Origin of the sequence: Lysinibacillus sp. UGB7 (genome assembly GCF_049058285.1) — a bacterium.
Taxonomy (GTDB): domain Bacteria; phylum Bacillota; class Bacilli; order Bacillales_A; family Planococcaceae; genus Lysinibacillus; species Lysinibacillus sphaericus_B.
Genome location: NZ_JBMGUV010000001.1, coordinates 24,612 through 36,896, shown reverse-complemented (window position 1 = coordinate 36,896; position 12,285 = coordinate 24,612). Strand labels below are relative to the sequence as shown.

Here is a 12,285-nt window from a genome sequence, read left to right as displayed (position 1 = left end):
CATTCCCCTTTAAATTTAATTTATACGACACTATATGCCACTCGACCTATCAATATTCTTGAAACCAATAAAAAAAAGCGTAATAATCGCAACTATTACACTTTCATTTATTATTTTCTATACATGTAGATCTTGAGGCGTATAAAGCATCGCTTTACCTTCCTCAGCTACCCTAACTAGCTCTTTTCTCTTCTCAATAGAAATTTTCCATTGCTCTTCTTGTGGGAGCGATTCGAAATTTGGATAACTCATTATATATCGAATCAAAGCCATTTCCACCTGGTAATTTTCCATAATCAACCACCCTTAAATCCAATTTATTATAATTACAAACTATACTTGAGCTATTAGCTCGCTTTCATCTAGCATTAAGGTACTATATCGCTTAAAACGAATTTCGTCATTCACTATTTCTCTAGTAAAATTTTGAATTTCCCTATACTTTTCAACATTTTGCATCACTAATTCCAAATCAGGATTTCCGCCCGATTGTTTTGTGCCAATCCAATCACCTGCACCTCGTATTTCAACATCTTTTTTAGCGATCTCGCCTCCATCGCTATACAACACCATTGATTGCAACTTTTCACCTTGCCACTTCTCACTCAATAGTACACAATATGATTGTAATGCACTTCGCCCAACACGTCCACGTAATTGATGCAGTTGAGCTAAACCAAATCGTTCTGCATTTTTTATAACGATAATTGTTGAATTCGGAACGTTTACACCCACTTCTACAATTGTAGTTGAAACCAAAATTTGAATTTCATTTCGGCTAAATGCTCCTAAGATTTCAGCAATTTCATTCGCCTTCATTTTCCCTGTAATCTTTCCTACTTTACAGAAACCAGCCATTTCTTCGACTAACTTATCGTATACTTGATCAACCGATTCCACATTTTCCATTGATTCATCATCCGATTCTTCAATTAAAGGACAAATCACATATGCTTGATGCCCTTTAGATACTTCTGTGCGAATACCATTCCATGCACGCATTTCGTCATTAATTGCTCCTGTAATGATCTTTTTTCGACCATTCGGCATGGATGTTATCGTGTAAACATCCATAGAATCACCATACAGTGCCATAGTTAATGAACGTGGGATTGGCGTAGCACTCATATCTATTTGATGAATAAAGCTACTTTTCTCTTGTATCATCTGTCTTTGTTTAACACCAAAACGATGCTGTTCGTCTACAACCATCAATCCTAGTGATTGATATTCAACATCTTTCGATAATACAGAATGCGTACCCACAACAATTTGAATTTCGCCATCAGCAAGACCTTTTAGTATCTTTTTACGCTCTCTCGTTTTTGTTTCACCTGAAAGATACGCTATATTAACCCCCAAATCTGCCACTCTCTCTTCTAATTCATTAAAATGCTGTTTTGCTAAAACATTTGTTGGAGCCATTAGAACACTTTGATAACCAGCTTCCACCATTGTTACTAACATCAAAATAGCTATAAGTGTTTTACCACAGCCAACATCACCCTGCACCAATGCGTTCACTTTTTGATTTCCATTTGCCATTTTCAAAGACAAATCTCGCAATGTTTCCAACTGACCTTGAGTTAAAGTAAAGGGTAAATTATTCATGATATGAGCCGCATATTCAAATGTTTTTAAATGAACATTTGTTTGATTCATCCGCTCCTTACTTTGCTGCTGTACCTTTAAGCCATATTCAAACATTCGATTAAATTCAATACGCTTTTTCGCATTTTCAATATCCATCAATGTCATGGGATTGTGTAGCAATTGGTATGCCTGATGATTTGGAATTAGATTAAAATGCTGAACGATTTTTGGCTCTAGTAGCTCCTTTTCAGGAATGATGCGTAATGCCTCAACCATACATTTTTCTAAGTAATCATTACTCATACCAGGTACTTTTGTATAAATCGGTAAAATTCGACAGTTCTCTTGAATGTCGTGTGTAAAAATCAATGGACTAACCATTTTTAATCCATACTCATCTGCTTCAACTTTTCCTGCCACTAATATTTCCTTCCCAACATCGAAACGATCTGCCATATGACCTGCCCTAAAGAAAGATACATTCAACCACTGATTAAATTCGTTTTTCAAAGAAAACCTGACCACTTTTTCACCTACTTTAACTTTCATTAGGCGACCTACTGTAGCTTGAGTTTCCCCTGCAATCAGACCGTTGAACGGTACTGGATAACGAAAATCATAGTATTTTTTAGGAAAGTAGCCAGCTAGATCTTCAATCGTTTCAAAACCCTTGTTTTGAAGCTGCTTTAACTTCGCTTTTGGAATATCCAATGCTTCGATAAACATAAAATCCTCTCCTTTATAAATTGTATACAACGATACATCTGCTTTTTTTTTATCTCTTTCTAACCTATTCAGTAATTGCCAAATTCATGCATAAATTCTCGTTGGATAATTTTTAAAACGAAGATTGATTGCATATAGTAAACAGAACCAAATATAAATGAAGGAGGGGATTAGCCTTGAAATGGATAAAAGGACTATCGAAAAGTGACAGTAAAAGAGAAAATGCAGAAGATGAAGTGCTGGTTTTTACGGAAGGTAAAGTGAAAACTATCATGAAAGAAGATGTGAATCCTCATGGAAAACCGTATATTGCACAATCTTTAGATCAAGAAAAAAACAAGGAAAAAATCATGGATATTAAAAATAATAATAATAAACAATTTATCAAGGTTGTATTTTCAATATTATTTTTTCTTATTCTATTTTGGACTATTATGGAAGTTAAGCACCTGGTAAATGAAGCTCCTACGAATGATCAAACAATTGATCACCCATCCGATGTTAAAGTGGAATCAAATAATGAAATCACTCCTACTGAAAATGGGGCTCTACCCGACACGCCAAATGTAAGCTCATTTGCCCCTAAAGCGGATAAAGTAATGAGTGTCATTGAATTTGTCAATCAGTCAAATGTAAATTTACTATCATTAGTGCAGCAAAACGAGAAATTGATTTTAAGCTATGAAAGTCGAGATATTAATCGAATGAATTTAGAAAGCAAATTGAAATCTAACTTCACTTCAATCGAACAATTCCAATATGCATTTAAAGCATCTAAGTCAACATTCACAAATGAAACAGATGAATTATATGAAGCGAGCGTTACACGTTACGAAAATCTCGTAACTTATGCAAACAATCAATCCGCCCTTTCACGTTCATTCTCTACAACATTCAATGAACTACGAGCACATCACACAGAAATTGATCAACAATTAGCACAAGCTCAGATTGATGAAATCGTTGCATTATTAAACAAGCATAATATTGACCACCATTTTGATAAAAAAACACAAGAACTATTTATCGACTAAATAAAAAAAGAGTTATCTAAGGTATATTCCCCTAGATAACCCTTTTTTTATTTGTAATAGAATAAAGCCATTTCTTCCAATACTATATCCGTATATGGCGATTCACTTAGATCCAAATTTTTGTGAATACCCTTTTCTTTAGCTACATAGTATACGTAGCTCAAAAGCATTTCTGCCCTTTCCGCCATTTCCCCGACTTTTTTTGAATCCAATTTTATTATATCTCTCGCTAATACAATGACTTTTTCAATAAACGGATCATTAATTACATTCTTTGCTAAAAGCCCATTAGATATATCTGAAATAATCTGAATGTAATTTTCGTCTATATAAACTTCTTTATTTATATCGGCATAAATAATTTTATTTGCTACATCAAATAAATTTTTAATCGCTAACGACATATCTTCATACGCTAATGTAATGACCGTTTCTACCTCTTCTTGCAGCTCCGCTTTTTTTCTGTACTCTGCTTTCATTCCAGCTTCTTTGACATTAACTTCTTTTGTTCTTGCTGAAGCTTTAAATTTTGCAAAATCTACTTTTAATACTTCTATTTTTTCCAGTGCTTCTTTCAGCGTATAAGGTGATTCAATCCACGTTAATTCATTCACCAAACCTAATTCTTCTGCATACAAAATGCAATAAAAATGCAATTCTTTAATAGCGTAACGATCAATTCCTCTTTTTCCTATTTGATCGCACATTTCAGCTAACGCAAAGATAACATCATTACCTATAATATTATTTTTGCGTACCTGATTAGCAACTATTGACATCTGATTAATTGTACGATAATGAACATCCTGCCCACTATCTAACGTGTTAATAATTCTAGCAGTTTGAACAAAAATGACATCTATATTTGATTGCAACATTTCATACATTGCACGAATCGATTCCTTCTCCACATTCTTACGCATTTGATTCTGAATTTCAGGTGTAAACATCGCTAAGTTTTCAGCTATTGGAAAGGCTTCTAAAATTAAATTCATATAAAATGAGTTGCGATAATTCTCTCTATCAACTATCTTATTCATAATTTTATCAATCATCACATCATGATTGATTGAATTCAAATCGCTTAACGAACTTTCCAATGACGCTCTGAAATCCAATATTATTTGATCCCAATTGTTTATAATTTCGTCACGAATCTTATAATACTCTTGCTTCCAATCTTCGAATTTTTTCTGAAACTCATTGTAGCTCTCCATTGTCATGAATTTTTCATCATATCCAATTGTGGCACGTCTACGTGCAATGCGAACTTTTCCTTCGAGATTTGTTAATTTTCTATCAAAGTAACTAGGAATAAATGATAATCTGCCCTTACGAACATGATCTTCAAAAAATTTCCTTGTCCCTTCTTGTTTCTTCTTAATATCAACACCATACATTTCAGGTGACACTTCGATATACGAACGTTTTCGTCCAATTGTTTCTCGGACAAGTATGCCTGAATTTCGTATCATTACCGAAAGATCTTGTGCAGAAGCTATATATCCCTTTTTACACATTTCCTCTACTAACTCATTCGTCTTATCTTCATTATAAATCAATTTAGAACACATAATAGCCGCCCCCCCTACTCCATATATATGCTACAAGCTTCGCTTTTATTTGTCTGTTTGTAAACTTTTTTGTTTGTAAACTTTATTGTAACGCATTTCCATAAAAAAACCATCTTCAGAACATTTACGTTCTAAAGATGGTTATATTGACTACTCGTATAAGAAAGCAATCATTTCTTCTAATGACGCTTGATCATACGGTAATCCTTCTAAGTCAATTTCATTATGAATATTGTTTAATTTTGAAATGTAGTAAACAAATCCAACAAGCTCTTCTGCTTTTTCAGTTAATAACTCAACATTTTTTGCATCGATTGCACATAAATCTTTCGCAATATCAATCATCTTATTAATGTTTGTGTCATTAATGATATTTTTACGCTTCATTTCAGTAATCGTTGTAAGCATTGTTTCAAGATATGAGCCGCTAATTGCTACAACTTCATCCATACCTTCTTGAACCATTTTATTAGCCACATAGAATACTTTATGAATTGAGAGCGATAGCTCTTCGTAGATTTTACCTACAGCTGAAGCCATATCCTCTTTTGTTACTTCTGCAACTTTTTCTACTTCACGTTCTGCTTTTGCCTGAATGACCTGAACATTTTTAGAGTTGCCTTTCGCCTGTTGTTTAAATTGATCAATATCAATTTCTAGGACATTAATTTTTTCCATCGCTTCTTTTGAAGTCAACGGGCATTCAATCCATGTTAAATCATCAATTACTGATAATTCATCAGCATAAGCTACGCAATATAATAACAGATCTTTTAGTAACCCTTCATCTGCCCCACGTTTACCGATTTGATCACTTAATTCAGCTAATGCATATACAACGTCATTATCAATGATATTGTTTTTACGCACTTGATTAGCAATTACCGACATTTGATTAATTGTACGGCTATGAATTGTACCTTGATCTTCTAGCGATTTAATAATTTTTGAAGTTTGAATAAAAATAGAATCAATACTTGCTGTAATCATTTGGTACATTGCACGAATCGCTTCATCATTTACGTTTTCACGCATAGAATCCTGCACTTCAGGAGTAAACATACTTAAATTATCTGCCACAGGGAATGCTTCTAAAATTAAATTCATATAAAACGACTTTTCGTAATCCTCTTTTGAAGGAATACGCTGCATAATTTCAGCAGTTAGAGTAGCCTTATCTAATGAGTTTAAGTCGTTTAATGATGCTTCTAACGAACGTTTAAATTCACGAATTAAGCTATCCCAATTTAACACAATTTCGTCACGAATTTGGAAATACTCTTCTTTCCATTTATCAAATTTCTTTTGGAATTCATTATATTCTTCCATTGTCATAAACTTTTCATCATACCCAATTGATGAACGTCTACGAGCAATACGAACCTTACTTTCTGAATTCGTTAGCTTTTTATCGTATGAATCAGGAATGAATGACAACTTCCCTTTACGAACGTGCTCTTTAAAGAATTTGCGTGTATCTTCTTCTTTATCGTCAATATTTACACCATACATTTTTGGAGATACTTCAATAAATGAACGCTTACGACCAATTGTTTCACGAACAATTACACCTGATTGACGAATCATTTTTGATAAATCGCTTACCGATGTAATATGCCCCTTCTGCTTCATTTCCTCAACTAGCTCTTGTGTTTTCGCTTCGTTATAAATTAATTTAGTAGACATCTACTTTTCCTCCCAATAAAATCCTATTATTCAATAAAATCCACTAGACAAAGAGCTCCTAAAATGGAGCTTTCGTATTATAATACTGACCATTCATTAATGGTTGTTGATTCTGAACTGTCTGCATTTGTTGAGACGTTGGCATATAATGCACTGGCTCCTGCATATGTTGTACAAATGGTTGTTGCACTGGCTGTTGTCGCAATTCTTGCTGTACAGGCGGTTGCTCATACTGCACTTCTTCCGATACATACTCTAGCTTTCCATTTTCCAAATCTGAATCATCAAAATTCATCAATGAAAGGTGTTTTCGTTTGTAGAAATAAAATTCGTCTTGACTAACATCTTCAGCATTCTTCTTGTCTAATTCTTCAAACAGCATTAATTGTTGAACCGTCTTATATAACGAATTTAAAATTGCTGCCTCACGTGTTTTAGCTTGCAGAACAGCTTGCCCTGCTTCACCATCTGTCACAGATGCTAACAAATGCAAAAAGATCAATTTTTCATCTTCACAAAGCGAAGATTGATTTAATTGATTTTGTACAACTTGTAGTGTAATAACACGTTCTGACAAATAATTGCCCTTCCGAGTAAACTTTACTTTTGAAGTATTTGTTACCTCGTAAACTTCTGTTTTACCAATAGCTTCAAAAATCGCTACGGTTTTTAATAAGTCCTTGTTAAATGTTGACTTCAGATTACGATTCACACCATAATCTTTAGAAAACAGCTGCATCGAATTCCATGTCGAATCGATTAACTTGCATAAACGAATGACGAATACTAAAGCTCCACCTTTATAACAACCGCCACTATTATATGAATAGGGAGCATTTGAAAATGCTTTATGGTTGTTTTCATCTCTAAAATACTTGAGCAGCATATTTTTCAAACCTGCGTGATCAATACCACGAATAATTTTTCCGAGAGCTTTTTTCAAGTCTTTAAGATGGAAATCCCAATCATCATCTCTTAATAAAATCTTTGCTGAAGAGATTTCTAAATTGGTAAACCTAGTACGCTTAATCACTCTGCCATATGCCTCAATTTTTTCATCATTTTCCAATGAATCAAAAAAAGCGAACAAAGGATTTTCTTGCCAGCACATCGTTGTTACAACACCACTTCGATCCGATAACGTCAGATATAGAAATCTTTCTCCACTATCCTTAAACCGAACTTCTTTACGTACTGTTCCTTTAAAATGTACTGTATCGCCATGTTCTGCATCTACTAACCTCAAAACATGTTTACTTTGCTTTACCATTCGAATTCCTCCTAAACATTAGAACCTTTCAATTTTAGCTAACTAGCTAACCTCCTTCATCTAATACTTTGCATAATACGTAAGTAGTGATAAGAAATATTCCATTTTCGCCAAATTAATTTATACCTTCCATACAAAAAGATGTTTGATACCATACATTAAAAAAAGCTGTATCAGGGAATCAGATGATCCTCCTAATACAGCCTTTAATCTACTTAGTTATGTTATTATTTTGAAACGATACTATTGTAAAGATCACGATAGTATTTTGTCACTTCAGGATATTCTGCTGGAATTTTCAGCATATCCGCCTCAAAGTTCATTTGAGCGATATATGAATCAGGTCTTAAACGTAAGCTTGCAATATCTTCATCTAATGCCTTTTTGATTGAATCTAAATAAGCATCTGAAATTTCTTTCGGAGGATCATACGGAGTTTCCGTAGAGCCACCTGTATTGCCGCCTGTATTGCCACCTACATTTCCGTTCCCATTATTAGTAGACCCACCACTATTTGTTGAACCGCCACCTGTATTTGTGTCAGGCTTTGATTGAACATTGTATTTCTCCCAGGGCTTCGTTACTAAACCTTGATATGAATAGCCAGTAGAATAAGGAATGTGTAGTAATCCGCCATACTGATGAACTTTAGCTAAAATTCGATCTCGAACAGGTGACGCATTAATTTGTGTCACATAGAACATAGCTTGCTCAAGCATCGATTCACCATTTTTAGAATCTACTCGACTGATGTAATACTCTGCTCGATCATAATATTCTTGCTGCTCTTTTGGCAATTGACTTACACTTGTTTCTTTCCCGACATTCGTTACAGGAGGCATTACTTCTTCAGGTTTTTGCGGTATTTCTGTTGGTGGAATAACCACTGAAGGTTTTTGCAAATCACTGAATTCAGAAACCACTCCATGATACATGCTTCCGTCTGAGTACGGAACATCTAAAGCCGCTCCATACTTATGAGCCTCTGCTAATAGTCGGTCTAAAACAGGTGATGGCGTTAATTTTTCCTTGATAATTTCCGTCACCGTTTCTTTATACCCTTCATACAGATTTTCAAGTTTAGCATTTTTCATTTTTTCAATATAACGCTCTACTTGATTAGCATAGCGTCTTTCATCATAAGGCATTTCCTCGATTGTTTGAGGTAATTTTCCCTCATACTTGCCGCCTGTTGATAAAGCAACATCTTTTGCATATCCTTCCTCATGCAATAGCTCTAATAGTTGATCTCGTACAACAGAAGGAGTAATTAATTGAACTAATTCCTCTGCACGTTCAAAGTCATGTGTACGTTTGCTCGCTGGTTTCCCTGACGGATCTTTAATATAAGCCATTACTAACTCATAAATGCGTTGCTCATTTTTTGGCAAATCTTTTACTGATGTGATTTTTTTATCATTTTCTTGAACTTCTTCCTTAATTTCAGATGGCTTATATTGTGGTAAGCCATAACCTGACTTGTTATCAAAACCTGGAGCTTCAACATCTTTCGACATATCCTTCAATGCCTCATAATACCAATCAGGCGTTTGATTTGGGAATTCATCCATTAATAATGCTAAGACACCCGATACAAATGGCACTGCCATTGATGTACCTGAACGAGTTTCAAAATCACCTTTATTAGATGTACTTGTAATTACAGAACCTGGAGCAACAAAGTCAACTTCAGGACCGTAGTTAGAGTAATATTCTAATTTTCCATTGCTTCCAATTGAACCGACTGCAATAACATTGTCATATGCAGCAGGGTATCCAACTGTACCTTCTCCATCATTACCTGTAGCCGCTACGATCATTAAACCTTTTTCATAAGCAGCATTGATTGCAGCTTGATAAATTGGAGAATTTAATGAGTTTGTAAAACTAGCATTGTAAATATCTACATTATTTTCTAAAGCCCAACGTAATCCATCTAACATATCTGATGCGTAAAGTTTTCCCTGGTCATCATCTAATTTAACTGAATACATTTGAACATTTGAAGCAACACCGATAGCACCACTGCCATTGTCTGATGCACCTACAATACCTGCTACATGTGTACCATGACCATTATTGTCTGTTAGATTCAATACATTTTTGTTTACAATATACTGATCTACAATCTTTAAGTCTGAATGTCCAGCTATACCTGAATCGGCAATTGCGAGTTTAACACCCTTACCTGTTACACCTTTTTTGTACGCTTCTTGAATATTCATATACTCAAAAGCCCATGATGCAAATTCACCTGGACGAACTTCGTATACCTTTGAAGATGTCGAGCTCATTGTAGAACCTTGCTCTTCTACTTCAACACGTACATTAATTTCAGCAGAAAGAATATTCTTGTTGTTTTGTAAACGTTTTAAGCCAGCATCGTTCGTTTTGATTTTAATGATATTGAAAATTTTCAAATCATCGCCACCATCAACCGATTTACCAACTTTTTCAGCGAACTCTAAACCTTCTAAATTCTTATACATAACAAGAACTTCAAAATGCTTATTTTTATCCACCTCATACGTTACACCTTGCGTATCAACCAATTCAGCATCACCGATATTAGTCTTTTCCGTTACATTTACTTCTGATGTTTTCACATTTGTAAGTGAATATGGTTGATTTGCTAAACTTGCTCCTAATACAGCTAAACCAATAACAAATGCCGTACCTTGAACTTTTTTGTTTTTTAAAACACGATCTAATGCCTCTTTCATTTTAAAACCTTGATTTTGATTATTAGCCATCTAATTCATCCTCCTAAAATCTTCACAATAAAATTAGAGCCATTTGAAAATGAAAATATAAATTTTCTCCTTTTTCATAAACTCCCTTCATTGTATGGAAGTAAAAATTTATTTATAACAAAAAAATGTTTGATTGAAGTCAAACTATGTTCCTACTACCTATTCTATCAAAATATCCAAATTAAAGGCAAAAAAAGTGCAAAACAGGACTATTTTCGTTCGAAAAATTGTCCTATTTTGCTCACATTTATTTTTTTTATAAAATTATTAAGCTGCCGCTATCGATTCTCCCTCAACCCATTGCTTAATTTCATCCCATTTTACACCTCGTCTTAGCATATTCATTGCTTTTTCTTTTGAGATTTTATTAATCCATTCAAACTCTTGCGTAATTAAATTGAATCGGATAATAGGGCGAATAATAATTTTATTTTCATCGAAGTTGTAAGAAACTTCATCAATCATAGATAATCTACGACCTATATCGGGAATATTATCCTGAATCGCCACATAATCTAGTGAACTACCGATAATACGTTCAATAACTGGCACTGATAAAGAAGGCATCCCCATTAAATATTTTGTAACAAGACGGTTGAAGATATTCCATGAGTTACCACCATGCATTGACATCCATGTACTATGCCCTGTTTCCATCCCCTCAACCGCTGCAACTGCTTCTATGCCTCGAACCTCACCAACAATAATATACTTAGGCTTTAAACGTAAAGCTGTAAGAATCAAATCATATAGTGTAACAACCCCATCTTCACCTTGCTTACCATGAGATGCCAACAATTCTACTACATGCTTGTGACGCAAATAAAGCTCTTGTGTATCTTCAGCCACTAGAGCACGTTTATTGGAACGAGTTAAATATTCATCCAAAAGAGCACGCATTGTTGTCGTTTTACCTGAGCCTGTTAATCCGCCAATAATTACATTTGTTTCACCTAAAATAAATGCACCCATTAAATCAGCTATTTCTTGTGTCATAACACCTGCTTTTACTACTTGCTCCAACACAATATGTTCCTCACTATGCTTACGCATTGTTAGTGAAAGCCCTTTTTTAGCCGTTTTAGCAGAAATTGCACAGCCACGATCACCAAATAGTTCAAAGTGGACTATTTTTTTACTACCATCATTAACCTCTAGCCCATTTACACGTAAAAATCGCTCTACAGTTACAGCTAAATGCTTTTCTGAAGTAAATGGACGAGGATAAACCTCATAACGTCCATCTCGGTATTCAACTACAATGTAATTGTATTTAATAACGAAGAAATCAGTAATATCATCATCTTCAAAAATATCTGATAGAATTGAGTACCCTGCAATTTCATGCGTAGCATAATGAATAAAATCATCAAATTTATCCCCTTCGAATCCTCGAACACGCAGCTCATTAATAAGTACAATATCTGTTACCATTGTTTTAGCACGCTCAAAGTTTTCTCGAAATTCAGACTTTGTCTTAGCTTTAGACATATTAATATCTAAACCTAAATCAGCAATTCGTTTATTTGCTTTTTCTCGAATAAAATCTAACGCATCCTCAAACGTCATTAAAAAACCTTCTGCAACATGGCTTCCTTTCAATTTTGCAATATCTTTTCGGTAAGACGAGATTTTAACTTCCATACTCA

8 protein-coding genes are annotated in these 12,285 nt (G+C 34.3%); 1 reads left to right on the top strand and 7 read right to left on the bottom strand.

Features of this window, described 5'->3' with window-relative positions:
• Positions 1-117 precede the first annotated feature (117 nt).
• Positions 118-294 (bottom strand): hypothetical protein, encoded by a 177-nt coding sequence (locus ACOMCU_RS00135; RefSeq protein WP_421048937.1) that lies wholly within the window; start codon positions 292-294, stop codon positions 118-120.
• A 39-nt stretch (positions 295-333) separates the two neighbouring features.
• Positions 334-2,319 (bottom strand): ATP-dependent DNA helicase RecG, encoded by a 1,986-nt coding sequence (locus tag ACOMCU_RS00130; protein WP_421048936.1) that lies wholly within the window; start codon positions 2,317-2,319, stop codon positions 334-336.
• A gap of 176 nt (positions 2,320-2,495) precedes the next feature.
• On the opposite strand from ACOMCU_RS00130, the gene ACOMCU_RS00125 reads away from it, so the two are divergent.
• Complete coding sequence (locus ACOMCU_RS00125; protein ID WP_421048935.1) at positions 2,496-3,353, top strand: hypothetical protein; 858 nt, start codon at positions 2,496-2,498, stop codon at positions 3,351-3,353.
• Between the two features lie 47 nt (positions 3,354-3,400).
• Here the strand turns inward: ACOMCU_RS00125 and ACOMCU_RS00120 are convergent, their stop codons facing one another.
• The 5 genes from ACOMCU_RS00120 to ACOMCU_RS00100 all read right to left on the bottom strand — a co-directional run bounded on the left by ACOMCU_RS00120 (position 3,401) and on the right by ACOMCU_RS00100 (position 12,280).
• On the bottom strand, positions 3,401-4,927 hold the full coding sequence (locus ACOMCU_RS00120; protein WP_421048934.1) for a hypothetical protein: 1,527 nt from the start codon (positions 4,925-4,927) through the stop codon (positions 3,401-3,403).
• A 150-nt stretch (positions 4,928-5,077) separates the two neighbouring features.
• Positions 5,078-6,613, bottom strand: a complete 1,536-nt coding sequence (locus tag ACOMCU_RS00115) for a hypothetical protein (RefSeq protein WP_421048933.1) — start codon at positions 6,611-6,613, stop codon at positions 5,078-5,080.
• 58 nt (positions 6,614-6,671) lie between these two features.
• Positions 6,672-7,883 carry an OB-fold nucleic acid binding domain-containing protein gene (locus ACOMCU_RS00110; RefSeq protein WP_421048932.1) on the bottom strand — a complete coding sequence of 404 codons (1,212 nt, stop codon included), beginning with the start codon at positions 7,881-7,883 and terminating at the stop codon, positions 6,672-6,674.
• Between the two features lie 227 nt (positions 7,884-8,110).
• Entirely contained in the window at positions 8,111-10,636 is a 2,526-nt protein-coding gene (locus tag ACOMCU_RS00105; protein WP_421048931.1) for a S8 family peptidase, read from the bottom strand.
• Positions 10,637-10,903: 267 nt separating this feature from the next.
• Positions 10,904-12,280, bottom strand: a complete 1,377-nt coding sequence (locus tag ACOMCU_RS00100) for an ATPase, T2SS/T4P/T4SS family (RefSeq protein ID WP_421049359.1) — start codon at positions 12,278-12,280, stop codon at positions 10,904-10,906.
• Positions 12,281-12,285 lie beyond the last annotated feature (5 nt).

What these genes read in the sequence shown, in the direction of transcription:
- ACOMCU_RS00105 (WP_421048931.1), bottom strand. Translation starts at nt 10,636, where the DNA reads ATGGCTAATAATCAAAATCAAGGTTTTAAAATGAAAGAGGCATTAGAT.
- ACOMCU_RS00120 (WP_421048934.1), bottom strand. Translation starts at nt 4,927, where the DNA reads ATGTGTTCTAAATTGATTTATAATGAAGATAAGACGAATGAGTTAGTA.
- ACOMCU_RS00110 (WP_421048932.1), bottom strand. Translation starts at nt 7,883, where the DNA reads ATGGTAAAGCAAAGTAAACATGTTTTGAGGTTAGTAGATGCAGAACAT.
- ACOMCU_RS00100 (WP_421049359.1), bottom strand. Translation starts at nt 12,280, where the DNA reads ATGGAAGTTAAAATCTCGTCTTACCGAAAAGATATTGCAAAATTGAAA.
- ACOMCU_RS00130 (WP_421048936.1), bottom strand. Translation starts at nt 2,319, where the DNA reads ATGTTTATCGAAGCATTGGATATTCCAAAAGCGAAGTTAAAGCAGCTT.
- ACOMCU_RS00135 (WP_421048937.1), bottom strand. Translation starts at nt 294, where the DNA reads ATGGAAAATTACCAGGTGGAAATGGCTTTGATTCGATATATAATGAGT.
- ACOMCU_RS00115 (WP_421048933.1), bottom strand. Translation starts at nt 6,613, where the DNA reads ATGTCTACTAAATTAATTTATAACGAAGCGAAAACACAAGAGCTAGTT.